The organism is Desulfogranum marinum (assembly GCF_963675105.2).
Classification (GTDB): domain Bacteria; phylum Desulfobacterota; class Desulfobulbia; order Desulfobulbales; family Desulfobulbaceae; genus Desulfogranum; species Desulfogranum marinum.
Genome location: NZ_CAXXRO010000002.1, coordinates 1075555 through 1101523 on the forward strand (window position 1 = coordinate 1075555; position 25969 = coordinate 1101523).

Consider the following 25969-nt stretch of genomic DNA (forward strand, 5'->3'; position numbering starts at 1 on the left):
GAATGCCCCTTTTACAACAGCTCGACTCCACCTCGCAAATGCTGCAAAAAGTACTGGATTTACGTGCAAAAAATCAGCAGGTTATCGGCTCTAATATAGCCAATGCAGAAACACCTGGTTACAAGGCAAAATCGCTGGAATTTGAAGACCAACTCAAGAGTGCCATGTCAGGCGCACAGAACGGACCTGTAACTACTCACCCGAATCACATTCCTCTTCAATCCACAAATTTGGCACAAATAGAGGGAACGATGACGACTACAACGGATAATACCGGGATCGGTGATGAAAACAGTGTGAGTGTGGACCAGGAGATGGTGAAACTCTCTGAAAATCAAATCCTTTACGAAACAGCAGTAACTATGCTCAAGAAAAAGTTGTCTCTACTCAAATACACCATTAACGGTGGTGCGTAATTTGCATAACTTTTAACAAACATTACTCCGAGGAAAGACGTATGGATATATTCACCACTTTTGACATCGCAGCTTCCGGGCTTAAAGCACAGCGAACCCGTCTTAATACAATCAGTTCCAATATGGCCAATGCGGAAACTACATCCACGCCTGAGGGAGGTCCGTATAAGAAAAAATCGGTTGTTTTTCAATCAGAACCGGTTTCTTTTAAAAACCAACTCCGCCAATCGCTTAACAACCAGGCTGAGGGCGTAAAAGTGGCCAAAATTATAGAAGATAATGAACCACCACAACAAATATACAACCCTTCGCACCCAGATGCCGATGAAGACGGTTATGTCGGCATGCCCAATGTCAGCATACTCAAGGAAATGGTTGACATGATGTCGGCCACACGCTCCTATGAGGCCAATACCACTGTCATTAAATCTGCTAAACGAATGGCTATGAAAGCCCTTGAGATAGGAGGATAAGCATATGCTGCCCATTCAAAACCTGCCTCCGCTAAGCTTGAATCCGCCCCAGAACAAGGCCTCTGAAATGAGTGAGGCAACCACGTCTTTTCAAGATATGCTCAGCGGCATGGTTTCCAATGTCCATAATCAGGAACAACAGGCAGACAGAGCCATCCAGCAGTTGCATGCAGGAGGAGAAAAAAATCTTCATGAAGCCATGATTTCCATGGAACAGGCTGACATTGCCCTGCGATACATGGTACAGGTGAGAAACAAGGCTCTTGAAGCGTACCAGGAAATATCGAGACTCCAGGTATAAACAACACATTTATTAGATAACGGATCAGCACCTTTCACCAACACTATGTCCAACCTGAGAAAACGTTAAGGAAGTTTTATGGCAGAAGAAAGCACTAGTCCGGCAACCCCTCAAAGTGGATGGCGAGCTCTCGTCTCCACCCTTAAGGGTTGGCCATTATCACGAAAAATTGCTCTGGTAGCTGCAGGGGCAGTGACCTTGGCCCTGTTTGCGATGATAATCATCCAGGCAAGAACAGCGGACTATCAACTGCTTTACGGCAACCTGGACCAACAGGACGCTGCTTCCATGGTGGAATGGCTGAATGCGCAGAACATTCCCTACCAACTCGGTAACAACGGTCGCAATATCCTCATCCCCAGTACCAATGTGCATGAAACCAGGTTGAGCCTTGCCTCAGCCGGCCTCCCTCAAGGTGGAGGCGTTGGATTTGAAATTTTTGACAAACAGTCTTTTGCCCTGACGGATTTCGTCCAAAAGGTTAATTACTCAAGGGCGCTACAAGGGGAACTTGCTCGTACAATTGCCACTCTCGGTCCAGTGGAAACAGCCCGTGTCCATTTGGTGCTCCCGGAAAAACGCCTTTTTAAAAACCAGCAACAACCAGCCACGGCTTCTGTAATTTTGACCCTGGCATCAGGGAGAAGATTAAAGGAATCTCAAGTCGAAGGCGTTACCCACCTTGTTTCCAGTGCTATCGAAGGCCTTGGCCAGGACAACGTAACCGTCATCGACCAAAACGGCAATGTGTTGACCAAAACCAGCGATCGTAATATGGTCGGGAATCTTTCACCGGATATGCTCCAATTTCAACTTCAGGTGGAGCAGCACCTGGAAGAAAGAGCTCAAGCTCTGCTCGACAAGGCCCTTGGAGCCAAAAACGGTATGGTTAGAGTCACAGCAGCACTGGATTTCGCCCATACAGAAAAGACTGAAGAACTCTTTGACCCGGAAGAGCCTGTTATTCGAAGCGAACAGCTTAACGAAGAAAAATCAGGCTCTGAAATTGTTGGCGGCATTCCCGGAGTACAGTCAAACCTGCAAGGCAACACCAACCAGGCTGCAGGGGCAACGCCTCCATCGTCACGTTCTCAAAAAACCACCAACTATGAGATCAGCAAAGTTGTGTCTAAAACCATCAATCCGGTGGGAACGGTAAAAAGGATATCTGTGGCGGTGCTTGTCGCGGACAGGGTTATTCCAGCTACACAAGATCAACCCGAACAATCGGAGCCGCGAACGGAAAAAGAGCTGCTGACCCTGGAAAAAATGATTGCTTCAGCCCTAGGCTTGGATAAGGCAAGAGGTGACAAAATTGAAGTAACATCCATGCCCTTTACCGATCCACCTAAAATTGATGAAGCTGAAGCGATTGCTGCTGCTGATATTTACCAATACATGCCTTTAGTCCGCTATGGGTTGCTGCTCATTGGCGGCCTGCTGGTTTACTTTCTGCTGGTGCGGCCGATAATTAAAACCTTGAAAGGTGAAGTCACCCAGTACAATAAAACCGTAGAAGAGATGGAAGCGGAAACAGTAATAGGTCGGAAAGAAGCTGAACAAAAAGAAAAAGAAGCATTAATAATGCAAGATCCGGTAATGCGTATCCGTAAAAGTATTGATGCCAACCCTGTTTTTAGTGCGCATATTCTTAAAAACTGGATGGAAGGGTCCTGATCCGTTGTTGCAACCTGTTCAAAAGCATTCACCAGACCCTCTTTACATCCCTTTTCTGAAGGTATATTTTTTTGATGTATAATATAACCCCCTCCCTGAGATTGTATGGCAGCAGCTGATAAACAACTTGACGGTGTAGGCAAATCAGCAATTTTACTCATGTGCCTTGGTGAAGAAACTGCCGCCAAACTCATGCGTGAGCTCACCGATGAGGAAATATTTAAAATTTCCAGATACATGGCCACGGTTGAACATATACCGCAAAAGGTAAAACAGCGGGTTTTGGAAGATTTTGAATTAGCTTTGGAAAGCCAGGCCGGTGTCGTTGTTCGCGGTCAGGAATTTGCAAAAAAAACCATTGCCGGTGCCGGTGACCAGGACAGGGTTTCCAATCTTATGCGCCAGTTTATCTCCGGCACCGAGGGGCGACCGCTTGAAACCATTTCCAAAATGCAACCACCAATGGTCGCGGGACTACTGGAAAGAGAACACCCACAGACCGTTGCGTTGGTGTTGTCAACGCAGACCCCTGAACATTCCAGCGCCATCATTGCCAACCTGCCCGAGGATAAACGGGCGGATGTGATCTACCGGATTGCCACCCTCGACAGCGTTTCACCAAGTGTTATCAACCAGATAGAGGAGGCCCTCAACAAGGAGATCGGAGTTGTGGTCAGCCAACAGGACCAGCGCCAGGTTGGAGGCATCCCCAAAGTTGTGGAAATACTCGACAACCTGACCGACAACATGGATGCCGATATTTTAGACAATCTGGAAGAAGTAGACCCGGAAATGGTGGAAGATATCAGGAAACTGATGTTTACTTTTGAGGATCTCAGTGTACTCGATGGCCGCTCCATGCAAATGATCCTCAGGGAAGTCAACAATGACTCACTGACCCTGGCTCTGAAGACTGCTTCCGATGAAATCAAGGAGAAAATCTTTTCCAACATGTCAGCACGCGCGGCAGATATGATTAAAGACGACCTCGAAGCGCTTGGCCCTGTCCGCCTCTCAGAAGTTGAAGCCATGCAGCAGACTATCGTCAAGATAGCGTTGAAGCTCGAGGAGGAAGGCAAGCTTGTCCTCGGTAGAGGAGGCGGAGATGAGCTCGTCTAAGATTTTCAAGGAGGATCCATCCTTTGTGCCGAAGACCCTTATTCAGGAAGTCATTACCGAGACGGCACCTCGCCCAGGGGATACAAAGCAACCTTTTGAAAACCAAAACAAAACAGACCGGCCAAACATAGAGGAGGAACAGGCAAAGGTGCCGCAACCAGAGGTTGCGCCGAAACCTGAACCGTCCTCACCACCCCCTCCTCAACCTAAGCCTGAGATCGATATCCAGGCGCTCAAGCAGGAAGCCTATGACCAGGGAGTAGCGGATTGTACTGCCGGCCTGCAGCAGGAAGTGGAATTGGCGGTTAGTGCTTTTCACCAGGCTTGTCAAAAAATTGGCATCATGCATCACTCCCTGCTCGAACGATACCGTAGTGATATTATCAATACCGTTATCGGTCTCTCCCAAAAAATAATTGGCCAAGAACTAATAACCAACAGAGATGTTATTGCCAAGACGCTGGAAAACGCATTGCAACAGGCCATTGCCGGCGATGAGTTCATAGTCACCATTCATCCCGATGACCTGAATGCAGTTGAACATACCAAAAATGAACTCAAGACCAAAATCCGTGGCCTGAAAAATATTATCATTCAAACCGATCAAGAGGTGTCCCGGGGCGGATGTCTTGTCGAATCGAAAACCTGTTCTGTAGATGCCACGATTGCAACCCAACTTGAAAGTGCACGGGAATTTCTTGAAGAAAACACCTTATCTCTTGATGAAAATGGTGATATGCCTGACCCGCCGCCGGTTGCGCAAACAGAAGTTCCCTGACCCTGCCCTTCTATTTTCAACACTTGTAGCCGTGTATATGAAGGGTAGCGCCGGCTACCCCTGAAAAGGAGACATTCCAGGCAATGCTTTTTCCAGACAACACCTTGTTTGACAGCTTTTCACCAATCAGAGTGTACGGTAAAGTACAACGCATCGTCGGCCTGGTCGTAGAAGGCTCCTGTCCCCATTCCTCCATCGGCTCTCTTTGCGAAATTTTACCCATGCAGGGAGGGGCACCGGTAGCTGCAGAAATTGTCGGTTACAATAGTGACCAGGCTCAACTGATGGCGCTGGGAGAACTCAGAGGGCTACGTCCCGGATGCCTGATCAGGGTCAAAAAAGAGCAGGCCACGGTCAGGGTCGGGAACGATCTGCTTGGCCGGGTTATTGACGGTATGGAGAATCCGGTTGATGATGGCCCGCCCATGCACCTGTCACACGAACAACCACTGTACGCTCTTCCCCCCGGCCCCATGATGCGTGATACTATTAATCAACCGTTGGATCTTGGTATTCGAGCCATCAATGGTATGCTCACCTGTGGAGTTGGGCAACGAATGGGCATCATGGCTGGTTCAGGTGTGGGAAAAAGTGTCCTCCTCGGCATGATGGCAAAGTATGCCAAGGCCGATGTCAACATCATTGCCCTTATTGGCGAGAGGGGCCGGGAAGTACGTGAATTCATTGAACGCGATCTCGGCAAAGAGGGACTCAGCAGATCTGTGATTATTGCCGTGACCTCTGACCACTCTCCTCTCCTGCGAATGCGAGGAGCCTATCTTGCTACTGCCATTGCCGAATTTTTCTGTAAGCAAGGAAAAGATGTCCTTCTGATGATGGACTCGGTGACCCGTTTTGCCATGGCAATGAGAGAAATCGGCTTATCAATTGGAGAACCTCCCACAACAAAAGGGTATACCCCTTCAGTTTTTGCCACCCTCCCCAAACTGCTTGAGCGAGCAGGAAAATTTAAAGATCAAGGCTCAATAACCGGGCTTTACACTGTACTTGTAGATGGTGACGATCTCACTGAACCGGTAGCAGACGCTGTTCGCTCCATCCTCGACGGCCACATCGTCCTTTCACGCAGCATTGCTGCTAAAAATCATTACCCGGCGATTGACATAATGATGTCCACCAGCCGTGTGATGCGTGACATAGTAAGTCCCAGACACATGGAATTGGCAGGAAAAACAAGAAACGTGATGGCAACGTACCGAGAGTCTGAGGACCTGATAAACATTGGTGCCTATGCAGCAGGCAGTAACCCAAAAATTGACTATGCCATTTCCCGCATTGATGGCATTAATCAATTTCTTACCCAGGGTATTAACGAATCATCTCCTCTGGAAGCATCCATTGCAAGCATGGGATCCCTGGTTAGTGACCGTGAGGGAAAAGAACGACGGCGTCCCGGACGGAGAGGCAAAGAGAGAAGAAAAAAAGTTACGGAGTAATACCCGGCACTTCAAAAATACATCAAAGATGTTATCAACCCTGTTAATAGTTACAAAAGATGCAGCCTTTTAAACTTGATGCCGTTATCAAATTTCGTAAACAGCTTGAGGATACTGCCAGGCAAAATCTTTTTACAGCACTTGAAAAAGAGACCGAAGCGCAGGCTGTTCGCACCCGCCACCAACAAGACCGTGATCACCTGTATCTAAGGCTGCAGCAGGAAAAAGAACAGGGGACCACCGCCCCTCGACTCATCATGCTGGAAAATCGAATAGCTCTTGTCAAGGAACAGGTCTCTGCCGCCGACCAAGGAGTACAAAAAGCCGAAAGAGAAGTAGAGAGTAAAAGAAAAGCCCTTCTCAAGGCAAGTCAAGACAGGAAAGTAATCGAAAAAATGAAAGAAAAACAAAACAATGCCTACCAAGAGCATCTCAATAAAAAAGAACTCGCCATGCTCGATGAACTGGCAGTCCTTTTTCACAAAAAATGAAACCGGGTAAGGAGAACTCAAAGATATGAAGCAGATACAACTCATTATTTTTTATGCGTTCTTTTCTCTCTTCTTTGCCGGCATTGCCACAACCGGCATCGGAGCGGACCAGGATGAACCGTCATCTGTGGATAACGGAAACAACTATAGATCAGTTGAGGAAAGACGACTGCTTGTCGCTTTGGAGGAGGAGCGGATTAACCTCAAGAATGAAAGAGAAGAACTCGCAAAGAAAAAAAATACACTAAAGAGATTGCAGCAAGAGGTCGATAAGAAATTAGAAGAATTGAAGCAACAACGCATCGAACTGGAAAAACTGCTTGCTGAGAAGGATGCTCAGGAGCTGCAAAGAATCCAGGAATTAAGCAAGATGTACGGAAAAATGGGTGCTGAAAAAGCAGCCCGTGTTTTCGGCAGCCTGGAGCAAGACCTTGCTGTTGCGATACTAGCTAAAATGAAGACGAAATCTGCAGCAAAAATCCTCAATAACATGGATCGTGATAAGGCTGCTGCTCTGACGACTGCTTTTTCAACTCTGGAGACACCATAAGAATCATGCAGCCCCTCCTTTCAACCCCAGGCGAATTTCTCGCACCGACGCCATTGGGAAACCAGCCAACGGGTTCGCTCTCTATCGGAGAGGAAAGCTTCTCACAGCACTTGGCCAATGAAACGGCACGAGAGTCAACTGACTCGCTTGAAACTGCTCTTGCAGAGGGAAGAGAAATGGCTGGTAATGTCCCGCTGTTAAATCAGAGAGTGCTGGAGACTGAGGCGCAATTGCTAATGGCCGGGAATAACGTGAATCCAACCAACCAGGTATTGGAACCTCAGCAATCAACGTTACTCAACACTCAGGCTCAATCACTACTACTCGATACTCAGGTTGAGCTACAACCACTCGATGCTCAAATTTTATCTGGAGAAAACAACAAAGCGGCATCGCCTCTTATGGTTTTGCTGGATAAACTTTCGACCCAAAAAAGTGTAACTGGTCCACTTGCAGGTGATGCCCAATCCACTTCACCCATCAGTGCACCCCAAAAAAATGCCAGCCAGCCTGAGGGTGTCAACGCTCAGCCCCAGAAAGCATCGGCTCTCCAACAACAACTGGCAGCACTTTCCGAAATATTGACACCGGCGCAACCTGCTGCAACCAGTGCTAATAACGACACCCCTCAATCCATGTCGCAGGCAGTGATCTATACTGCTTCGGAATTAACACAACCTCGGTCTACACTGTCGCCAATCGCCACCCCTTCTTTGCCGGGTAACGAATCTTCTTCATCAGTGGTGGTGGAACAATGGAGTGCAACCTATAAGCCCATCCAAACGCAACCGACCAACCCTGAGAACACAACCGCAGTATCAGCGACGCCGGTTGGTGAAAATGTTATAAAAACTGAAAACGGGCAGACCATCACTATCTATCAATCCAGTGACAACGAAGAGATGGCCGTAACAAATCCATTGGCCGGCCGCCCATCGACTGTCGACCAAAGTGGTCAACGTCAGGACGCCAACAGTAATTACATTCATTCCAACCTGCCCAGCAATTCGGGGAAGACGGCTCTGGGGGCAGGAGGTGAGCAACAGGCAAAAAGCGGCGGAGAACAACAGCCTGATCCCAAGAATATGTCCACCTCCACCGAACTTACGGCAGAAACTCGTCTCAGCAAAGATACCGCTCCTGTACCGTTTACGCTTGACAGCGTGGTTGCCGCAGCGTCAGCACCGACCTCACCCACAACTTCTCCCGGAACAGGTCTTATGAAACTGCCTTCAGGTGCAACCTTTCAGCAGAGTGTGGTGGTTGACCAGGTCATTAATCACTTTTCCGGTGCCCAAAAGCTTGAGTCAGGCTCTATCCGTCTCCAACTGCATCCACAGGAACTGGGGGAGCTACGAATGGAGATAGAGGTAAAGCAAGATAATGTCAAAGCTCATATAACCGCACAAAACCCTCAGGCTCAAGAAGCACTGGAACGCCACTTGCCGCGACTCCGCGAAACACTGGCACAACAAGGGCTGCACCTCAATAACGTTGAAATTTCCGTAGCAGCCGGCGAACAATACGATGGAAACCATTTCCAACAGAACAATGCCCGACACCAATTGGGCAAAAGTTACCGGCTCGGCAATGTTTCAACCACAGGCATGGCCGCCAGTACAGACGAAGAGCCCAGCCTTGTTAATGAGAGCCAACAGAGCTTAAGCGTTACAGTCTAGACAGAGGAGAACCACCATGGCCGATATCGGATCCATTACTCAACAAAATATATCCTCAGCAACCAGCGGGACGAGTACAACGGAAAAAAACTCTCTTGGACAGGAAGAATTCCTGACACTGTTGGTTGCCCAGTTAGAAAACCAGGATCCGCTAAACCCAACGGATGCGACTGAATTTACCGCCCAATTGGCACAATACAGTCAACTAGAGCAGCTCTTTAACCTGAACACGGCCATGGACGAAATGACCTTGGCCCAAAACAACTCTCAACGCATTTCAGCGCTCTCTCTTATAGGTAAAGAGGTGCTGGTTTCTGGAGATACCTTCAGCTTTGATCAGCAGCCGGTTGAAATAGGGTACAGGATTGATGACACTGTTACCGAGGGAACGCTCCGTATAGAGGATTCCACCGGCGCAACTGTTGCTACCATTGAACTTACCGATCTTGACCAAGGGAATCACACCATCACTTGGGATGGAAAAAATGAAGAAGGCGACTTTTTTTCTTCAGGCACCTACACTATCGATATCCAGGCTACGGGTGCTAACGATTTATCAGCCGCGGCAGTTACGACGCTCATTCGCTCTGAAGTGACCGGCGTAAAAATGGATGGAGGCACCCCTAAACTGGAAACCAGTTCCGGTTACTACGCCATTGATGAAATACACGGTGCCTACGACCAAAGCACACAGCAACCTGAAAATGCCGAACCAACGGATGGCTAGGTAAGCAGTTCAGATGTTCCACCAAGTCAAGAACAACAAACAATCTCTGCAGCAACGGATGGCTCGGGGATAATTGAGGATGTGTCCGCAGTAGTATAAGCATGGAAAGCACATTCAACTGGTAAAAATACAACAATTATCCAACCTATAAGCCACGCAGGAGGATGCAATGGGCATTCAAAGTGCAATGTTCAGCGGAGTAAGTGGTCTCAATACCAACTCCCAAGCCATGACCGTTATCGGTAACAACCTGGCCAACACCAATACTCTCGGATTTAAGGGCTCGCGGACCGTTTTTTCCGATCTTTTATCCAGCAGTGTGTTCGGATCCGGCGGAAGTTCCCAGGTCGGGCGTGGTGTAGGCCTTTCTACCGTCGACAACATATACAGCCAGGGAACTTTTGAAACCACCTCTTCCGATACGGACGTGGCAATCGAAGGAGAAGGTTTTTTTGTGGTCAGCGAGCTTGGCGTCGAAACCCAACTGTATACCAGAGCCGGCGCATTTCGATTTGATGATGAAGGATACCTGGTTAACCCTGAAGGGTATGTTGTTCAAGGCAAGCAATTCCTTGCCGACGGCACTCTCGATGGCGGTGATCCAAGCGATATACAGGTCGCAAGTACCGGTCTTATTGAAGCCAATGCCACCACCGAACTGACCTTTGAGACCAACCTGGATGCCAACGCCGATGAAATAGGAGTAGGTGTTGCCATAAACCCTGACGACAATGCCACCTACAACTACTCCGCATCCAGCACTGTCTATGACTCCCTCGGAGAACAGCACCTTGTCACAGCCTACTGGCAGCTGGAAGAAACGGCTACCAACACGTGGAACATGGCCTATACCGTTGACGGAGCTGACATCACAGCCATTGGTGATCAATTAACCTTTGACGGCAATGGATTATATGATGCCGACTTGGACGGCAACCCTGATGGTGTGGCAGACGACCCGCTGACCGTTGCTATTCCCGTTCCCGCTGATGGCGACTGGGATAACGGTGCAGAAGCAGGCCAGGAAATTGACCTGGTTTTTGATTGCACCCAGTTTGACAGCGACTCTGTGGTAATCGGTCAGAACCAGGACGGCTACGGAGCAGGGGAACTGACCAAGGTGGGAATTGGAAATGATGGAATAGTTATTGCCTCCTATTCTAACGGTGAGCAGGTAAATGTTGCCCAACTGGTCCTGGCTAAATTTCAAAATACAGGAGGACTTGAACTGGCCGGATCAAATCTCCTTTCGGCCACAGACGACGTAGGGACCATTCGTATTGGGTTGGCCGGTGCTGAGCTTGGAAACATCTTTACCAACTCTCTTGAGCAATCCACTGTGGATATGGGTCAGGAATTTGTTAAAATGATTACCACCCAGCGTGGCTTTCAGGCTAATTCAAAAATCATCTCCACTGTTGATGAAATGCTCAGCGAATTGATCAATCTTAAACGATAAAATTCCCTGTCAAATTTCTGGCTCACAACTGCACTGTCACCTCTTGACAGTGCAGTTCCCCTTGCATTTGTAAGCGTTCACAAAGCAACCTCCTTTTGTTCCACCATTTTTATCAACCTTTCCTGTTGGCTTCCTTTTTGCAACTTGTATTTGACCATAGTTTTAGGTACACTTTTCTATACCCATTACAATCCATAGTAACTCTCACGTACCAGGAATCAACACGTGGATATTGCAACCATAATAGGAATCGTAGCTGCATTTGGTTTAATGCTGATGGCCATCCTCCAGGGTGGCGGCGTTGGTATGTTCATCGATGTGGCCTCCATACTTATCGTTTTTGGAGGGACTGCAGGGGTTGCCCTGATTAACTTTCCCTTGGGAGATGTTATCAGCGCCATCGGGGTTGCCAAAAAAACTATTTTAATCAAAGAGGCAAACACCAACGAACTGATTGCCCAGCTCATGGAATTTGCCAACAAAGCCCGTAAGGAAGGCATCCTTTCTCTACAGGGATCCATCGATACCGTTGAAGATCAATTCTTGGTCAAGGCCCTGCAGATGGCTGTTGACGGACAGGAACCAGACGATCTGAAAGCGATGCTCAACACCGAAATTGATTATATCCAGGAGCGGCATAGTGGAGGTGCGGAAATATTCACTTCGCTTGGCACTATTTCCCCTGCCATGGGTATGGTAGGAACATTAATTGGTCTGGTGCAGATGCTGCAGAACATGAGTGATCCATCTTCTATCGGCCCGGCCATGGCAGTAGCTCTTTTGACAACTTTTTACGGCGCAGTTCTGGCAAACATTCTTTTCAATCCCATGGCTGGTAAACTTAAAACCAGATCGAAAACAGAATTACTGCAGAAGACTGTTATTGTCGAAGGGATGGAATCCATCCTTTCCGGGGAGAATCCAAGGGTAATGGAACAAAAACTACACGCTTACATTGCCCCCAAAATGCGTGAATCTGTCTTCCAGTAAAATACGGGACGAATCATGGCAAAAAAACAGGAATGTCCACAAGGTGTTCCAGAGTGGATGGTGACCTTCAGTGACCTCGTTACCCTGCTCCTTACCTTTTTCGTACTTCTGCTCTCCATGGCCAGCATGGATCCGATTAAATTTGTCCAGGCCAAATCATCGATAAAAGATTCCTTTGGCTGGAGAACCACAGCAGCGCCTAAAAAGTTCTCTATCCCTGTCATTCAGTCACCACCTGAATCAAAGTTCACCCCCATTCCCAGAGAAACCAAAATAACCTATTTCAAAAAGATCAAAAATGACCTGGAATTGACAAAACTCATGGACGAGGTAGAAGCAGTACAAAGGGATGACGATTCCATCGTTCTCCGTATCAATGACTCTGTCCTCTTTGACAAGGGAAAAACCAGCCTGAATCCGTCTTCGTATCCGCTGCTGCGAAAAATAGCCGATATCGTTCGTCCCCTCCCCATGACCATGCGCATCGAAGGGCATACCGACAACACGCCAACGTCCCTGGCTGCAACCACCAACTGGGATATATCTGTGGCCAGAGCCGTATCTGTAATGCGTTTTTACAACCGGGGACAAATTTTTTCCATCGACCGAATGGCTGCTGTCGGTTATGGCGCCACAAACCCACTGGTTCCCAATACCACCGATGAAAACAAAAGTAAAAATCGAAGAGTGGAGTTTATTTTAAATAGTAATCGTAAGGTTGATCAGTATAATCGCCCTACCAGTAAAATTCCCTTTTAATCACTGAGGTAAAGGAACGTATCTTATGGCAGAACAGGAAGCCAAAACCACTGAAGAAGAAGGTGGCGGCAAAAAAAAGCTTATCATTATCATTGCAGCAGCCCTTGTTGTTCTCTTGGGGGCGGGAGCAGCGGCCTATTTTCTGTTCCTGAAAAAAGACCCACTGCCCGAAGAGGACGCCAACAAGCAAGTGGAAATGATCCAACCTGAAGTCGATGACGCTGAAATTGGGCCAATGATTAACATTGAGGAATTTATTGTTAACATCATCAGTGAAGACACGGCACATTATGTTAAAGCATCTCTTACCCTTGAGCTGACCAATGAAAAGGTCCTTGAAGAGGCAACCAAAAGAATGCCGCAGATTCGAGATGCCGTTTTGTTGCTCATAGGCAACAAAACCTTTGAAGAATTACAAGACCTGCAGGGAAAAAAACAAGTAAAAGCTGAGCTGAAAAACAGGATTAACACCTTCCTCAAAACGGGAAAGGTAAAGTCCATTTACATGACGGACTTCGTCGTCCAGTAGCATCATGGAACCGATTTTAAGCAAAGAAGAAATTGCTGACCTGCTCGTTGCGATCAAGTCCGGCGACATTACCACCGACTCGGTTGACAGCGCCCCCCATCAGGCTCCGCGTTTTTTGCATGCTAAAGAGGTGGATCTCTGTCAAGTCTATCAACACCGCGCCACATCTGACGGGGAGTCCCGTATTCCCAATTTTGACATCATCATAGACATGTTTGCCAGAAACTTTGGGACCAGCCTGACCAACACCCTGCAACGCTCTTTTATGGTAGAGCGTACTGAAATAACCACCAATACCTTTCAACAAAGCCTGCTTGATCTGAACAATCAAGGCGCAGTCGGCATTTTCAGCACTGATCCCCTAAAATACGGTTGCCTCTTTCATTTTGATATCTCCATGGCCTTTGCCCTGCTTGAGATTATGCTTGGTTCGTCGGTGGACAGCGACTCGATCACTCCCAATAGAACCCTTACTCCCATTGAAATAAGCATTCTCAAGAGCACGATGATGGGAATAACCAAAGATTTAAAAAAGGCCTTCAACCCGATAACAGAGCTCAACCCCAGTCTCACAAAAATTGAAAACAACTTCCGCCTGGTAAACATAGTTGAGGCAGATACCGAAGTTCTGGTTGCCTCATTCAATGTCAGCGTAAGCGGTGAGAGTGCTGGACAAATGCGTTTTATCATCCCCTATCTCACCGTCGAGCCGTTCAGAGAAGCCTTTAAACAAATGGTTACAGTCACGCAGGCGGCTTATGGCTGGACCAATTCCTTTGCCCGTGAAGCTGCAGAGATGAAATGTTCGGTAATCGCCCGGTCAGGCTTACTGGAAATGACCATCCGCAACATTCTACAGTTAAAACCAGGTGATATTCTGGACCTTGGATATGATCCGGACCGTCCGCTCCATATAGTGGTAGAGGACCAGCCAAAATTTTTCGCCATCCCCGGTGAAAGAAACGGTAGGAAGGCCTTTCACATAACGAAAAGATACAATAGCAGCAGACTTGGAGATATGCATGGAAACGACTGAAAACCCCAACCCTCCCGCACCGGACAACACACTTAAACCGGAAGAAACGGCAGAACTGCTGGAGGATCCACAGACCGCGCCACCCGCAGCTAAAAAGAAAAACAGTACCCGCGACCTGGAGTTTCTTTTTGATGTGCCGCTTCAGGTCTCAGTGGAAGTCGGCAGGACCAAAATCCTTCTAAAAGACCTGCTCCAGATGGGAGAAGGCTATGTGGTTGAGTTGGATAAACTGGCCGGTGATCCTTTAGATCTTTATGTCAATTCTCGTCTTATCGCCCGTGGAGAAGCCGTTAAGGTTGGCGACAAGTTCGGTATTAAACTGACCGAGGTTGTCAGCCAAAGTGATCGACTGGAGCAGCTTGGTTAAAAATATGCCGCGCAAGTACGTACTTTTACCTTTCGGCCTGCTCCAGACTCCCGTTATTGCCCATGCTGCTGAAATACATTCCATGGGCTCAATGCTTGGCAAAACACTCTGGGCGCTCTTTATCGTCATCGGATTAATATTGATTTTGTATGCACTGGTTCGGAAAAAAATCGGGTATGGCACCACAGGCTCAAACAACATAAGAGTTATTGAAATCAAGCCGATAGTACCTAAAAACACGCTTGCCTTGATTGAAGTACAGGGGAAAGAACTGCTCATCGGTATCAGCAGTAACGGTATGCATTTACTCGCCGACCTCTCCTCACCTGCAAAGGATCGACAATTTCAAGAAGTACTCAAGGAAAAGCAATGCGGTATAAAGTAATTTTCCTTCTTCCTTGGTTGCTGTTGTTTGCACAAATAGCTGCCGCTGTAAATCTGCCTACATTAAGCATCGGAGTAAACAATGCTGCAACCCCGGAGGAAGTCTCCACCGGGCTGCAGATACTCTTTCTGCTCACTATCCTTTCGGTTGCGCCTGGCATTCTGCTGATGACCACATCGTTTACCCGGATCGTCATTGTGCTTGGTTTTGTTCGCCAGGCAATGGGCACCCAAAATACACCGCCAAACCAGATTATTACCGGCATGGCCATGTTTCTTACGTTTTTCGTGATGGCTCCAGCGATAAACTCCATTAATAACAAAGCACTCCAGCCATACATGGACAAACAGATCACTCAACAGCAGGCAATGACTGAAGCAGTTGACGTTATGCGAGACTTCATGTTTTCCCAGGTTCAGGAGAGTGAGCTGCAGCTATTTATAGAAATTACGCAAGAGGAGCAACCTGAAGAGAAAAAAGATATTTCAACCATGGTGCTCATTCCCGCTTTCATGCTCTCTGAGTTAAAAACTGCTTTTCAGATGGGATTTATGATTTACGTTCCTTTCCTGGTGATTGACATGCTGGTCGCCTCGGTGCTGATGTCCATGGGTATGATGATGCTGCCCCCTATTGTCATCTCCCTGCCTTTTAAATTATTACTTTTTGTCCTGGTTGACGGCTGGCAGCTTGTTGTGGGATCGTTAATGCAAAGCTTTGGTTAAATATTTGTACCTTTTCAGCGAAGAGCTGAAAACCGACAATCTACACCGAACTTTAACTCGTACAAGGAAAAGAGAATGCTGACCCCTGAGACCGTGGTCCATATAGGACGAAAGGCGGTGGAAACAGTTTTACTGACCTCAGCCCCCATGCTGCTGGTTGCAATGGTGGTGGGCCTGGTAATAAGTATTTTTCAGGCAGCGACCCAAATCAACGAGCAGACAATGACCTTTATTCCTAAAATTGTCGCTGTTTTTATAACTCTACTGATATTTGGCCCTTGGATAATGAACCTGCTTATCACTTTTACCACTGGTATTATAGCAGACATTGCCACCGTTGGCAGGTAAGCAGCAGAGCCTTCATGTCGGGGCGAACCGACAAAATTTTCCAACAACCATGTCGCACTCAATTTATGAGAAATCCAGGCTAGATGGCAGACTACTATGGATATTCAGCTTATACCGATCGATCAATTTCAAAATTTTCTCATCTGCCTCGCAAGAGTTATCGCCCTGATTGCTGCCATTCCTGTCTTTGCAGGTTCACAGATCGCCATTCGAATGAAAATCGGCCTTGCTGTTACCACCGCTCTGCTCCTTTTTCCATCAATGGCTTCCCACACACCCCAAAATATCAGTTCAATAACCGAACTCGGCATTCTCTTTATTAATGAAGTCATTCTTGGCGCTCTCATTGGTTTGACCGCACAACTTATTTTCACCGGGGTCAGCTTTGGCGGCACTATCATCGGCTATCAAATGGGGTTTGCCGCGGCCAACATTTTTGATCCACAGACAACCCAGCAACTCTCGTTAATGAGCCAGTTCATCAACATTTTCGCCATCCTTGTATTTCTCGCTCTCAATGGACATCACTTTTTTTTTCAGGCCATCATAGAATCATACATTACCCTGCCTCCAGGTTATCTCGATTTCTCTGGAGAAGTCGTACCGAAGCTGACTCACCTCGGGAGCCAGATGTTTATCCTCGGTGTTAAATTCAGTGCCCCGGTATTGGCCCTGTTGCTCATCTCCAATCTGGTCCTTGGTATCCTTTCCCGTGTCTTTCCCCAGCTCAACGTGTTCATGCTCTCCTTTCCAATGAACATAGGCATCGCCTTCTTTGTCATTGGTTTGACACTTAACACAGCGCTCTTGATACTGCGTCGTGAATTTGACACTCTCGGCTACAATATCATGGAATTTTTCACCCTTTTCAACACTCCCTAGGAGGCATTTTTCATCAGTTCAGTCAACGTCAGATCCAATTTTTTTAGCTATAAATGAGTCTGTTGATTGACTAGAATTTTCGTTCAAGGTCAGGTAAGCGAAGACTCCGAGGCATGCTTAAAAATAACCGCAGGCATATAGTTGATATTCTGAGGATTCTTTTTAATATAACGATGTAAGCGCTAGACTCCGAGAGATTGGGCGAAAAGGCAGTAAATCAGCGGGCTCATAAATAGATCAGCGAAGACGTCGATAGTGCCCTATACCTCTTAGCTAATGAATATCGTTATATATTTTTGCACCCAAGTGACCTTGCTTAACATGTGGCAATTATATTCAATTTAACAATCAAACACAATATGGACTCGAAATTCGGCCTAGTCCAGTTCCTTCCCTCGCTGCTCATTATTTTCCAATAACTGTTCTGCCTCCCGCTTATCAATACAATCAAAGCTCCCCTGCCTTATCAAGTCTATGATCGCTTCATTCAGGTGCATGATTTGCAAGCATTTTACCTCGTAAACACTCAACTATGACTCAATCCATCATTTATAATAATGGCAGAAGATACTCCCAGCGGAGAACGCACAGAAGAACCGTCGGCAAAACGTAGGGAAGATTTCAGAAAAAAAGGCCAAGTCGCACAAAGTAAGGAAGTACAAACCGCCGCTCTTTTTACCATCTTACTGCTTTTCTGGCTTTTCTACGCTCCTCTTTTCTTTAGAGGCATTGAAGACCTGATAATGATGATTTTAAATAAAAGCGGAGAGTATGCCATTACGCCGCCTTCTATTATGCAGTTATCCTATTTTCTCGGCAAACATCTTGGGATGTTACTTGCTCCCCTCTTTGCTGTTGCCCTGCTGGTCGGTTTTTTTTCAACCTATCTCCAGATCGGTTGGTTGCTGACAGCAAAGCCGCTTACACCGGACCTAAGCAAACTCGATCCCATCAAGGGCATGGGTCGTTTTATCTCTAAAAAGTCCCTGGTTGAACTGATCAAATCGTTGAGCAAAGTCTTACTCATTGCCTGGGTGGCCTACAAAACCGTTGAAGGCAAATTTGAAGAAGCACTCCTTCTCGGCGGGATGGACGTCAGCGCAACTCTGGATTATCTTGGTAAAACGTCGTTATTGGTTATTGCTAAAGTAGTTGCCATCATGATTTTTCTTGCTGCTCTTGACTATGGTTTTGTCCGTTGGGAGATGGAAGAAAAGATGAAGATGACCAAGCAGGAACTCAAGGAGGAAATGAAGGAAAGTGATGGTGACCCGCATATCAAGTCAAAAATACGTGCCATCCAGCAACAACTCGCCAGAAGCCGAATGATGGAGGCTGTTCCAGAGGCAGATGTAGTCATTACCAACCCGACTCGGATAGCTGTCGCGATAAAATACAACGCCGAAACAATGGACGCGCCTGAGGTAATAGCCAAAGGTCAGCAACTTGTAGCGGCCAGGATCCGCGAACTAGCCAGAGAACACGATATCCCCCTGGTAGAAAACCCTCCAGTGGCAAGATTATTGCATTCAAAAGTAGACATAGGGCAAGTCATACCGGAAGACCTGTTCAAGACAGTTGCAGAGATCCTTGCTTATGTCTACTCATTAAAAGCCAATAAGAGATAATGGAAACAGTCAATACCCAGTCAATTATCACCCGTTTCAAAATCGAAGATTTACTGAAACGCAGCGACATTCTTGCCTCGCTGGGGTTGGTGGGCATTTTGACCCTGATGATCATTCCTGTTCCACCGATCATGCTGGATCTTTGTCTATCCTTTAACATCACCATTGCAATTCTTATTCTGATAATCAGCCTCTATACCCAAAAAGCTGTAGAATTTTCAATATTTCCATCTGTCCTGCTGGCCACCACTCTCTTTCGCCTGTCTTTAAACGTTGCCTCTACCCGTCTCATTCTGCTCCGCGGACACGAAGGCATGGATGCTGCCGGATCGGTCATTCAATCCTTTGGTCAATTCGTAGTCGGCGGCTCATATGTTGTCGGCCTGGTGATATTCATTATTTTGGTCATCATTAACTTTGTGGTCATCACCAAGGGTGCCGGCCGTATTGCCGAAGTAGCAGCGCGCTTTACTCTTGATGCAATGCCGGGAAAGCAGATGGCCATCGATGCCGATCTCAATGCAGGCCTTATTGATGAACAAACCGCCCGTGATCGACGCGAAGAAATATCCAATGAAGCCAACTTCCATGGTGCCATGGACGGTGCCTCCAAGTTTGTGCGTGGAGATGCCATTGCCGGGATTATCATAACTTTGATAAATATTGGAGCCGGTTTTATTATCGGTATTCTCCAGAAAGGCATGCCCATGGCTGAAGCTGCCCAAAATTACACCATCCTGACCATTGGTGATGGTCTTGTCGGTCAGGTCCCGGCCCTTATTATATCTACGGCAGCAGGCATGCTGGTCACGCGCTCCGCAGGAAAGGACGACTTTGGGGCGGAGATGAAAGCCCAGTTTACCAGATACTCCAAAGCCCTGTGGGTTGTCTCTGCCATATTGCTTGCCTTTGCCCTGATACCTGGAATGCCTTTTTTCCCTTTTCTCGTCATTGCTTCTGGTCTTGCTTATACTGCCTACAAAATAGACAAGGCGGAAAAAGAAGAAATCGCTGCCAAACCACTCATAGAAGAACCTGCACCGGCTGTTCAGCCAGACGAAGACTACGAGCAAATGCTCAACGTAGACCTGATAGAGCTGGAAGTCGGCTACGGCTTGATCCCTTTTGTCGATGCGGCACAGGATGGGGAATTATTGCAACGAATCCAATCCATTCGTAAACAATTTGCCATTACCAGCGGATTTATTGTTCCTCCTGTGCATATTAAAGATAATCTGCAACTCAATCCCAACCAGTACACGATTAGCTTAAAAGGGGTGCAAATAGCCACCGCGGAGATGATGCCGGGCTATTGTATGGCCATGGATCCAGGCATGGTAACCGAAACCATTAAAGGTATCCCCACCCAGGAACCCGCTTTCCAGCTGCCGGCCATCTGGATAACCGACGATAAACGTGAGCAGGCGCAAATAGCAGGTTATACCGTGGTTGACTGCACCACGGTTATGACCACCCATATCAGTGAAATTATAAAACAACACGCCCATGAACTACTCGGTCGTCAGGAAACCCAGAACCTGATAGACAATCTCGCTCGGACTTATCCTAAATTGATTGAAGAATTAGTGCCCAACATCCTTAATCTGGGCAGCATCATGCGCGTCCTGCAAAACCTTCTTCGAGAGAATGTATCCATCCGAGACCTACGCTCGATTCTTGAAACCATGGCTGACTACACACCCATGACCCAGGATACGGATACCTTGACGGAATATGTTCGCCATGCCCTGTCACGTTCGATCTCCGTTGCCTATACACGGGATGACGGCACGATGTCGATCCTTACCATGGATAGAAATGTAGAAGATACTATCCAAACAGCCGTTCAGCACCGCGAGCACGGTTCATACCTTGCCCTGGACCCAGCCATTGCACAGAAAATACTCGACAGCCTCGGTTCACTTATTGCCAACTACCCTGGGGGCCAGCAACCAGCGCTCCTGGTAACCCCGCAAATAAGACCACATGTTCGCCGCCTGACGGAACGTTACTTCCCCAGCTTGGCAGTCCTCTCGCATAATGAAATTACAACAAATATTAACATTCAATCCGTTGGAACGGTAAACATCGATGCAAGTTAAGGTCTTTGAAGCGACAGACATGACAAGTGGATTGAAGCAGGTCAAGGATGCCTTTGGCCCGGACGCGCTCATTCTCTCCACTCGTACCATCAGGCGTGGCGGTAAACTGGGAATAATGGCTAAGCCGTTGCTGGAAATTACAGCTGCCATTGATAATGACTGGCCGGAAAAAGATGCTCAACTGAATAGTTCCTATCCAAAGCACGACAAAATACGACAACACAAAGAACCTTCTCCTCCTGAGGATGATCTCACCTACGAAAACCTGTGGGATACTCCTCGACAAGATCCTGCTCCAGCCCCTGTAGAAGCAGCCCCTGCATCCAGCGAGCTGAAAGATGAAATCGAAAACTTAAAAAATACCATTGCCGGGCTGACCCAGCGGGTAACAACCATCCAGGCGGCAACGGTTCATCAAAAGCCTTATATTGAACCGGAATTTACAAACAACACTCAACCTGACAATGACTTTCTTTATAAAAGATTAACCTGTTGCGGCATCAATCATACAACTGCCATAACGGTTGCTGAACAGGCAAAAGAAATACTGCGTACCAGTGTGACCGGAGAGCCTATTGACCCGGAATCCGCTCTCAAGGCAGCCATGACAAAAATGTTTAACACCGAAAAACTGTTGCAGCAGAAACTGAACAGGCAACTGCGAATCAGTCTGGTTGGTCCCACAGGGGTAGGCAAGACCACAACCATTGCCAAAATGGCTGCCAATTACCTGAACAAGTTCGGCGGCAAGATTGCACTCATCACCATCGACACCTACCGGATTGCGGCTGTGGAGCAGCTCAAAGTGTATGGAGAGATCATGCGACTTCCGGTGGAAGTCATCATTAAACCGCAAGAAGTCGGCCAGGCGTTAAGAAAATACCAGGACTATGATCTCATTTTAATCGACACCGCAGGAAGAAGTCCTAAAAATACACATGACCTTGCCGAAATGGCAAGTTTTCTTGATCCACGGCATGCCATTGAAAACCATCTCCTGCTCTCTGCAGGAACCAGAGACCGTGAACTGGCAGAGACCATAGAAAAGTTCAGCATTCTCCCTCTCAAAACTTTTATCTTCAGCAAAATTGATGAATGTGACCAGCTGGGTGTCATTGCCAACATCCATAGCCAAAACAGTACCCCACTTTCGTTTTTAACCAATGGTCAACGGGTACCGGAAGATATAATCACTCCCAATCCGGCAACAATAGCAAACTTTATCGTGAACGATCACAGGACCCTGCATAATGGCTGATCACCCGATACGCCCATTAGACCAGGCTGATACCCTGCGGGCTATGAATACACAGGAAAATTCCGACACACCTCCCCCCCATCAAACCACAAGAGTATTTGCCGTCACCAGTGGCAAAGGCGGTGTCGGCAAGACGGCAGTGGTTGCCAACACCGCAGTATTGCTGGCGAAAATGGGAAAACGCGTTCTTATACTTGATGCGGATCTAGGGCTGGCCAATATAGATGTTGTCTTTGGCCTTGCACCGGGGCATAACCTCAACCACTTCTTCTCCGGCGAACAGGAGCTCGATGAAATCCTGGTTGAAGGACCCAAGGGGATTAAAATTCTACCTGCCGGTTCAGGAGTGCAACGTTTCACCAGGCTGGATGCTCACGAAAAAATGCGGCTTTTAGAAGCACTGGATGCAATGCACAATGACTTTGATTTTGTGCTCATCGACACCGAAGCCGGCATATCGGAAAATGTCACCTACTTCAATACAGCTGCCCATGAAATCCTGGTGGTCACCACCCCTGAACCAACAGCAATTACCGATGCCTATGCTCTGATGAAACTGCTCTCCACTCAGTATCACGAAAAGCACTTTAACCTGATTGTTAATTTTATAAAAAACGAAGAGGAAGCACTGGATGTGTATCGAAAGCTGACCATGGTCGCCAATCGATATCTTGACATATCCATTGATTATATCGGCTCAATCCCCCGTGACAAAATGATGATTGACGCTATACGTAAACAACAGGTTTTGGTTGAATTGTACCCCGAATCAAAAACCAGCATGGCATTTGAAGCCTTAGCACGTACGATCATGCAGGAACCACAAAGCCTGGAACCCAAAGGTTCAATCCAGTTTTTCTGGAAGCGACTGCTGGACTTTGGCGCCAAATAAAACAACAAATATTTATTTGATATATATGTATCCACCGGTCCCCCCACTTGATAACCGATCCGAAATGATTCGGGACAACCTGCCTCTGATTGAACTGGTTGTACAGCGAATGGTTTCGCAGGTTCCGTCGTTTATGACCAAGGACGACATGACCAGTGCAGCCATGATCGGCCTGACAGATGCAGCCAAAAGATTTGACAGTTCCAAGGGCGTTAAGTTTAAGACCTTTGCCGAATACCGTATGCGTGGGGCCATTTTAGATGAAATGCGAAAGCTTGACTGGTTTTCGCGCACCATGCGGGAGAAACAAAACCAACTTACCCAGACAATGCTCGGTCTTGAACGCCGACTTGGGCGATCCCCCAATGAGGAAGAAATGGCCCAGGCGATGAACATAACGCTGGACGAATACCAATCCATATTGAGCCAGGTCAGCCATTTGGGATGTGTCAGCCTCCACGAAACCCTGGATCACAGTGAGGAAGGCAGAAACTTTCTGGATGCCCTGGAAGATATCGGAGGCCCGACCCCTACCGATATTATTGAACAAGAAGAATTAACCTATCTTTTAGCAGAAATACTAGAGGAACTCTCAGAAAAGGAACGTCTGGTCATAGCACTTTATTATTATGAAGAACTGACCCAAAAGGAAATTGCCGAAGTCATCAGTGTTTCCGAAGGCAGGGTCTCTCAGCTCCATAGCCAGGCACTGCTGAAACTGAGGGTTAAATTGCTTAATTCCGACGTAATGGATTAAGTACTATGGGCGTTTTGAAAAATTTATTTTTTCAGGTCACTCAAGCACTCTACTTCCGGAGGAGCCGGCATGAATAATAGTATAGCTTTAGTTATCTGCAGCACCCTTCTTGGTTTCTGCCTCAGTCTTATCGTTATTGCTCTTTTACAAAAGAAAAAAAATACAGCATCTCCATCCCGTGATAAAAAGCAGATCAAACGCCTCGAAAGAAAGCTCAACCAGGCACTGGCGACCGACAACCGAGTTGCGTCGACTCCCACGTTTAGACAATCGCTGGACAAGGCCTCATTGACCACAGAGTTTCAGGTCCCAAAATTACTCAATCAGGCAAGAATCCACCAACCACCGCCGGAAAAATACACTATCTTTAAAAAACTGATATCCCAGGGACTAAGCAAAGAGGAGATTGCATCTGTTCTTAGCATCTCAACAGTTGAAGCAAGCCAACTGATGAACCTGCATTCTATGACAAAGCCCAACTCTTCCACCTGATCGTTCGTGGTGCTGTTTTTCTTTGCCAGGAAAAGAATTGCTGCCATGTGCGCTTAAGGAAACAGCCCTACATGCCGATATAATTACATGACTATCAATATTCACTAGGTAAAATCATGGTCTCCGGAAAATACAGCGCGCTCAGTGGTGCCCTTGCAAGAGAACAGGCTATGGGCAATATCGCTGCAAACCTTGCTAATGTAAGCACCACCGGCTTTAAGAAAAATCGCATCAGCTTTGAATCGGTGCTCAACGATGCCAAACAAGTCACTGACGCCGGAGGCATAAATTACTCGCGCATTCGAAAAATAGGCACTGATTTTGATCAGGGAGGGGTGCGGGAGACGGGCAGAGAACTTGACCTTGCCATTGCCGGTGAGGGATTTTTCAAAATCAGAAAAGGAGACGATACTTTCTACACCAGGGCTGGTCACTTTATGCTGGACGAAAACGGTATGGTGAAAACCGAAGACGGGTTCAACCTCCTTGCCGGAGGCAACCAGCCTTTGCAGCTTCAGGATGCTGCCGGCAAAATCATCTCCATCGACGACAACGGCAATATAGCGGTTAATGGTGTTGCCACGGACAACCAGGTTCAACTGTATTCCGTCAACGATGAAAACCTGTTGAAACAGGTCGGCAACTCTTTGTTCCAGCTTGAACAGGGGGGAACGGATCAGGGGCTTGAAAATTTTCGCGTGGTGCAGGGTAGCCTTGAAACCTCCAATGTCAACATGATGGAAGAAATGGCACTGATGATAAATACCCAGCGGAAATTTGAAGCAGACCTCAAAATAATGGAAAGTTACTCAACCCTTGGCGACAAGCAGGACGAACTTGGTTCTATAAGCTAACAGGCAAAAACATACTACTTATGCAGATATTACTGCACAAAGAGGCATACTATGCGATCACTCTGGACAGCAACCACCGGCATGTCGGCTCAGAACCTGAACCTGGACGTTATTGCCAACAATCTGGCAAATGTTTCGACAACAGGATTTAAAAAAAGCCGTGCGGATTTCCAGGATCTGCTCTACCAAATCATGAAAGTACCGGGGAGCCCCACTTCAGACGATACAAAATCACCAACAGGTATACAGGTCGGCCTGGGGGTGAAAACAGGTGCAGTAACAAAAGTTTTCACCACAGGCGATCTGATTCAGACCGACAACCAACTCGACGTGGCCATTGAAGGCACAGGCTTTTTCCAGGTCGATCTCCCCAACGGCAACACCGCTTATACCAGGGCAGGTAACTTTAAGCTTGACGGTGACGGCCGGATGACCACCTCTGACGGTTATCCAATCCAACCGGAGATCGTTATCCCGGAAGATGCCAATGAGGTAACCATCTCAGAGACAGGCGTGGTCAGTGCCATTTTGGGGGATGATACCGAATCTACAGAGCTTGGCAATATTGACTTGGCAAATTTTGTCAATGACGCCGGCCTGGTTGCCATTGGCCGTAATCTCTTTCGAGAAACAGACAGTTCCGGCGTTGCAGCCATCGGCACCCCTGGTAGTGATGGTTATGGTCTGCTGCTCCAGGGTTTTGTCGAAAACTCCAACGTCAACCTGGTCGAAGAATTGGCCCATATGATTACAACCCAGAGGGCATTTGAGATCAACTCTAATGTTGTCTCTACCTCCGATGAAATGATGCAAACCGTTAACAACATGTAAGGCGCAT

General features: G+C 47.3%; 30 protein-coding genes. 29 read left to right on the forward strand and 1 reads right to left on the reverse strand.

All coding sequences use genetic code 11. The features are described from left to right. The first annotated feature begins 2 nt into the window (after nucleotides 1–2). From flgB to fliR, 21 genes are all read left to right on the forward strand, one after another. Nucleotides 3–416, forward strand: coding sequence for a flagellar basal body rod protein FlgB (flgB, locus tag ACHZCY_RS05550; protein ID WP_319548126.1), 414 nt, complete (start codon nucleotides 3–5; stop codon nucleotides 414–416). Between the two features lie 41 nt (nucleotides 417–457). Next, a complete protein-coding gene (gene flgC, locus ACHZCY_RS05555) occupies nucleotides 458–889 on the forward strand; it encodes a flagellar basal body rod protein FlgC (RefSeq protein WP_205222935.1) in 432 nt (143 codons plus the stop codon). A gap of 4 nt (nucleotides 890–893) precedes the next feature. Continuing rightward, a complete protein-coding gene (fliE, locus tag ACHZCY_RS05560) occupies nucleotides 894–1190 on the forward strand; it encodes a flagellar hook-basal body complex protein FliE (protein WP_319548127.1) in 297 nt (98 codons plus the stop codon). Nucleotides 1191–1268: 78 nt separating this feature from the next. Continuing rightward, nucleotides 1269–2867: a flagellar basal-body MS-ring/collar protein FliF gene (fliF, locus tag ACHZCY_RS05565; protein ID WP_319548128.1), complete on the forward strand. Its 1599-nt coding sequence runs from the start codon at nucleotides 1269–1271 to the stop codon at nucleotides 2865–2867. Nucleotides 2868–2972: 105 nt separating this feature from the next. Then, nucleotides 2973–3986 (forward strand): flagellar motor switch protein FliG, encoded by a 1014-nt coding sequence (gene fliG, locus ACHZCY_RS05570; RefSeq protein WP_205222932.1) that lies wholly within the window; start codon nucleotides 2973–2975, stop codon nucleotides 3984–3986. Further along, complete coding sequence (locus ACHZCY_RS05575) at nucleotides 3973–4764, forward strand: FliH/SctL family protein (RefSeq protein ID WP_319548129.1); 792 nt, start codon at nucleotides 3973–3975, stop codon at nucleotides 4762–4764. Before fliG ends, ACHZCY_RS05575 begins: the two co-directional genes overlap by 14 nt. A gap of 83 nt (nucleotides 4765–4847) precedes the next feature. After that, nucleotides 4848–6221, forward strand: coding sequence for a FliI/YscN family ATPase (locus ACHZCY_RS05580; RefSeq protein WP_205222930.1), 1374 nt, complete (start codon nucleotides 4848–4850; stop codon nucleotides 6219–6221). 59 nt (nucleotides 6222–6280) lie between these two features. Further along, nucleotides 6281–6712 carry a flagellar export protein FliJ gene (gene fliJ, locus ACHZCY_RS05585; RefSeq protein WP_205222929.1) on the forward strand — a complete coding sequence of 144 codons (432 nt, stop codon included), beginning with the start codon at nucleotides 6281–6283 and terminating at the stop codon, nucleotides 6710–6712. A 25-nt stretch (nucleotides 6713–6737) separates the two neighbouring features. Then, nucleotides 6738–7262 (forward strand): MotE family protein, encoded by a 525-nt coding sequence (locus tag ACHZCY_RS05590; protein WP_205222928.1) that lies wholly within the window; start codon nucleotides 6738–6740, stop codon nucleotides 7260–7262. A 5-nt stretch (nucleotides 7263–7267) separates the two neighbouring features. Further along, on the forward strand, nucleotides 7268–8941 hold the full coding sequence (locus tag ACHZCY_RS05595; protein ID WP_319548130.1) for a flagellar hook-length control protein FliK: 1674 nt from the start codon (nucleotides 7268–7270) through the stop codon (nucleotides 8939–8941). A gap of 16 nt (nucleotides 8942–8957) precedes the next feature. Next, nucleotides 8958–9668 carry a flagellar hook assembly protein FlgD gene (locus ACHZCY_RS05600; RefSeq protein ID WP_319548131.1) on the forward strand — a complete coding sequence of 237 codons (711 nt, stop codon included), beginning with the start codon at nucleotides 8958–8960 and terminating at the stop codon, nucleotides 9666–9668. Between the two features lie 169 nt (nucleotides 9669–9837). Beyond that, nucleotides 9838–11127: a flagellar hook protein FlgE gene (locus tag ACHZCY_RS05605; RefSeq protein WP_319548132.1), complete on the forward strand. Its 1290-nt coding sequence runs from the start codon at nucleotides 9838–9840 to the stop codon at nucleotides 11125–11127. Nucleotides 11128–11352: 225 nt separating this feature from the next. Further along, complete coding sequence (locus tag ACHZCY_RS05610; RefSeq protein ID WP_319548133.1) at nucleotides 11353–12117, forward strand: motility protein A; 765 nt, start codon at nucleotides 11353–11355, stop codon at nucleotides 12115–12117. A gap of 15 nt (nucleotides 12118–12132) precedes the next feature. Further along, the gene (locus tag ACHZCY_RS05615; protein WP_205222923.1) at nucleotides 12133–12876 is read left to right on the forward strand and encodes an OmpA/MotB family protein; all 744 of its coding nucleotides are present in this window, start codon (nucleotides 12133–12135) and stop codon (nucleotides 12874–12876) included. 25 nt (nucleotides 12877–12901) lie between these two features. Next, nucleotides 12902–13405, forward strand: coding sequence for a flagellar basal body-associated FliL family protein (locus ACHZCY_RS05620; RefSeq protein WP_319548134.1), 504 nt, complete (start codon nucleotides 12902–12904; stop codon nucleotides 13403–13405). Between the two features lie 4 nt (nucleotides 13406–13409). Then, entirely contained in the window at nucleotides 13410–14441 is a 1032-nt protein-coding gene (locus ACHZCY_RS05625; protein ID WP_319548135.1) for a flagellar motor switch protein FliM, read from the forward strand. After that, nucleotides 14428–14808 (forward strand): flagellar motor switch protein FliN, encoded by a 381-nt coding sequence (gene fliN, locus ACHZCY_RS05630; protein ID WP_205222920.1) that lies wholly within the window; start codon nucleotides 14428–14430, stop codon nucleotides 14806–14808. The genes ACHZCY_RS05625 and fliN overlap by 14 nt, the downstream gene beginning before the upstream one ends. A gap of 4 nt (nucleotides 14809–14812) precedes the next feature. Then, complete coding sequence (locus ACHZCY_RS05635; protein WP_319548136.1) at nucleotides 14813–15193, forward strand: FliO/MopB family protein; 381 nt, start codon at nucleotides 14813–14815, stop codon at nucleotides 15191–15193. Next, on the forward strand, nucleotides 15178–15918 hold the full coding sequence (fliP, locus tag ACHZCY_RS05640; RefSeq protein ID WP_319548137.1) for a flagellar type III secretion system pore protein FliP: 741 nt from the start codon (nucleotides 15178–15180) through the stop codon (nucleotides 15916–15918). The genes ACHZCY_RS05635 and fliP overlap by 16 nt, the downstream gene beginning before the upstream one ends. A gap of 78 nt (nucleotides 15919–15996) precedes the next feature. Beyond that, a complete protein-coding gene (fliQ, locus tag ACHZCY_RS05645) occupies nucleotides 15997–16266 on the forward strand; it encodes a flagellar biosynthesis protein FliQ (protein WP_205222954.1) in 270 nt (89 codons plus the stop codon). A gap of 96 nt (nucleotides 16267–16362) precedes the next feature. Next, nucleotides 16363–17148: a flagellar biosynthetic protein FliR gene (gene fliR / locus ACHZCY_RS05650; protein ID WP_319548139.1), complete on the forward strand. Its 786-nt coding sequence runs from the start codon at nucleotides 16363–16365 to the stop codon at nucleotides 17146–17148. A gap of 377 nt (nucleotides 17149–17525) precedes the next feature. Here fliR and ACHZCY_RS05655 read toward each other — a convergent pair whose 3' ends face one another. After that, nucleotides 17526–17654 carry a hypothetical protein gene (locus ACHZCY_RS05655; RefSeq protein ID WP_319548140.1) on the reverse strand — a complete coding sequence of 43 codons (129 nt, stop codon included), beginning with the start codon at nucleotides 17652–17654 and terminating at the stop codon, nucleotides 17526–17528. 51 nt (nucleotides 17655–17705) lie between these two features. Between ACHZCY_RS05655 and flhB the strand changes: the two genes are divergently transcribed. The 8 genes from flhB (at nucleotide 17706) to flgG (ending at nucleotide 25962) form a co-directional block, all read left to right on the forward strand. Next, on the forward strand, nucleotides 17706–18776 hold the full coding sequence (gene flhB / locus ACHZCY_RS05660; protein ID WP_319548141.1) for a flagellar biosynthesis protein FlhB: 1071 nt from the start codon (nucleotides 17706–17708) through the stop codon (nucleotides 18774–18776). Then, on the forward strand, nucleotides 18776–20878 hold the full coding sequence (flhA, locus tag ACHZCY_RS05665) for a flagellar biosynthesis protein FlhA (RefSeq protein WP_319548142.1): 2103 nt from the start codon (nucleotides 18776–18778) through the stop codon (nucleotides 20876–20878). Before flhB ends, flhA begins: the two co-directional genes overlap by 1 nt. Beyond that, nucleotides 20868–22136 (forward strand): flagellar biosynthesis protein FlhF, encoded by a 1269-nt coding sequence (flhF, locus tag ACHZCY_RS05670; RefSeq protein ID WP_319548143.1) that lies wholly within the window; start codon nucleotides 20868–20870, stop codon nucleotides 22134–22136. Before flhA ends, flhF begins: the two co-directional genes overlap by 11 nt. Then, nucleotides 22129–23028, forward strand: a complete 900-nt coding sequence (locus tag ACHZCY_RS05675) for a MinD/ParA family protein (RefSeq protein ID WP_205222913.1) — start codon at nucleotides 22129–22131, stop codon at nucleotides 23026–23028. The genes flhF and ACHZCY_RS05675 overlap by 8 nt, the downstream gene beginning before the upstream one ends. A gap of 64 nt (nucleotides 23029–23092) precedes the next feature. After that, a complete protein-coding gene (locus tag ACHZCY_RS05680; protein WP_319548144.1) occupies nucleotides 23093–23785 on the forward strand; it encodes a FliA/WhiG family RNA polymerase sigma factor in 693 nt (230 codons plus the stop codon). Between the two features lie 69 nt (nucleotides 23786–23854). Continuing rightward, entirely contained in the window at nucleotides 23855–24277 is a 423-nt protein-coding gene (locus ACHZCY_RS05685; protein ID WP_319548145.1) for a hypothetical protein, read from the forward strand. 116 nt (nucleotides 24278–24393) lie between these two features. Continuing rightward, complete coding sequence (gene flgF / locus ACHZCY_RS05690) at nucleotides 24394–25131, forward strand: flagellar basal-body rod protein FlgF (RefSeq protein WP_205222911.1); 738 nt, start codon at nucleotides 24394–24396, stop codon at nucleotides 25129–25131. A 51-nt stretch (nucleotides 25132–25182) separates the two neighbouring features. Further along, nucleotides 25183–25962, forward strand: a complete 780-nt coding sequence (gene flgG, locus ACHZCY_RS05695) for a flagellar basal-body rod protein FlgG (protein ID WP_205222910.1) — start codon at nucleotides 25183–25185, stop codon at nucleotides 25960–25962. Nucleotides 25963–25969: the final 7 nt, after the last annotated feature.

Excerpts from the sequence above, each read along its gene's own strand:
- flgB (WP_319548126.1), top strand. The coding sequence starts at position 3 with ATGCCCCTTTTACAACAGCTCGACTCCACCTCGCAAATGCTGCAAAAA.
- flgC (WP_205222935.1), top strand. The coding sequence starts at position 458 with ATGGATATATTCACCACTTTTGACATCGCAGCTTCCGGGCTTAAAGCA.
- fliE (WP_319548127.1), top strand. The coding sequence starts at position 894 with ATGCTGCCCATTCAAAACCTGCCTCCGCTAAGCTTGAATCCGCCCCAG.
- fliF (WP_319548128.1), top strand. The coding sequence starts at position 1,269 with ATGGCAGAAGAAAGCACTAGTCCGGCAACCCCTCAAAGTGGATGGCGA.
- fliG (WP_205222932.1), top strand. The coding sequence starts at position 2,973 with ATGGCAGCAGCTGATAAACAACTTGACGGTGTAGGCAAATCAGCAATT.
- ACHZCY_RS05575 (WP_319548129.1), top strand. The coding sequence starts at position 3,973 with ATGAGCTCGTCTAAGATTTTCAAGGAGGATCCATCCTTTGTGCCGAAG.
- ACHZCY_RS05580 (WP_205222930.1), top strand. The coding sequence starts at position 4,848 with ATGCTTTTTCCAGACAACACCTTGTTTGACAGCTTTTCACCAATCAGA.
- fliJ (WP_205222929.1), top strand. The coding sequence starts at position 6,281 with ATGCAGCCTTTTAAACTTGATGCCGTTATCAAATTTCGTAAACAGCTT.
- ACHZCY_RS05590 (WP_205222928.1), top strand. The coding sequence starts at position 6,738 with ATGAAGCAGATACAACTCATTATTTTTTATGCGTTCTTTTCTCTCTTC.
- ACHZCY_RS05595 (WP_319548130.1), top strand. The coding sequence starts at position 7,268 with ATGCAGCCCCTCCTTTCAACCCCAGGCGAATTTCTCGCACCGACGCCA.
- ACHZCY_RS05600 (WP_319548131.1), top strand. The coding sequence starts at position 8,958 with ATGGCCGATATCGGATCCATTACTCAACAAAATATATCCTCAGCAACC.
- ACHZCY_RS05605 (WP_319548132.1), top strand. The coding sequence starts at position 9,838 with ATGGGCATTCAAAGTGCAATGTTCAGCGGAGTAAGTGGTCTCAATACC.
- ACHZCY_RS05615 (WP_205222923.1), top strand. The coding sequence starts at position 12,133 with ATGGCAAAAAAACAGGAATGTCCACAAGGTGTTCCAGAGTGGATGGTG.
- ACHZCY_RS05620 (WP_319548134.1), top strand. The coding sequence starts at position 12,902 with ATGGCAGAACAGGAAGCCAAAACCACTGAAGAAGAAGGTGGCGGCAAA.
- ACHZCY_RS05625 (WP_319548135.1), top strand. The coding sequence starts at position 13,410 with ATGGAACCGATTTTAAGCAAAGAAGAAATTGCTGACCTGCTCGTTGCG.
- fliN (WP_205222920.1), top strand. The coding sequence starts at position 14,428 with ATGGAAACGACTGAAAACCCCAACCCTCCCGCACCGGACAACACACTT.
- ACHZCY_RS05635 (WP_319548136.1), top strand. The coding sequence starts at position 14,813 with ATGCCGCGCAAGTACGTACTTTTACCTTTCGGCCTGCTCCAGACTCCC.
- fliP (WP_319548137.1), top strand. The coding sequence starts at position 15,178 with ATGCGGTATAAAGTAATTTTCCTTCTTCCTTGGTTGCTGTTGTTTGCA.
- fliR (WP_319548139.1), top strand. The coding sequence starts at position 16,363 with ATGGATATTCAGCTTATACCGATCGATCAATTTCAAAATTTTCTCATC.
- flhB (WP_319548141.1), top strand. The coding sequence starts at position 17,706 with ATGGCAGAAGATACTCCCAGCGGAGAACGCACAGAAGAACCGTCGGCA.
- flhA (WP_319548142.1), top strand. The coding sequence starts at position 18,776 with ATGGAAACAGTCAATACCCAGTCAATTATCACCCGTTTCAAAATCGAA.
- flhF (WP_319548143.1), top strand. The coding sequence starts at position 20,868 with ATGCAAGTTAAGGTCTTTGAAGCGACAGACATGACAAGTGGATTGAAG.
- ACHZCY_RS05675 (WP_205222913.1), top strand. The coding sequence starts at position 22,129 with ATGGCTGATCACCCGATACGCCCATTAGACCAGGCTGATACCCTGCGG.
- ACHZCY_RS05680 (WP_319548144.1), top strand. The coding sequence starts at position 23,093 with ATGATTCGGGACAACCTGCCTCTGATTGAACTGGTTGTACAGCGAATG.
- ACHZCY_RS05685 (WP_319548145.1), top strand. The coding sequence starts at position 23,855 with ATGAATAATAGTATAGCTTTAGTTATCTGCAGCACCCTTCTTGGTTTC.
- flgF (WP_205222911.1), top strand. The coding sequence starts at position 24,394 with ATGGTCTCCGGAAAATACAGCGCGCTCAGTGGTGCCCTTGCAAGAGAA.
- flgG (WP_205222910.1), top strand. The coding sequence starts at position 25,183 with ATGCGATCACTCTGGACAGCAACCACCGGCATGTCGGCTCAGAACCTG.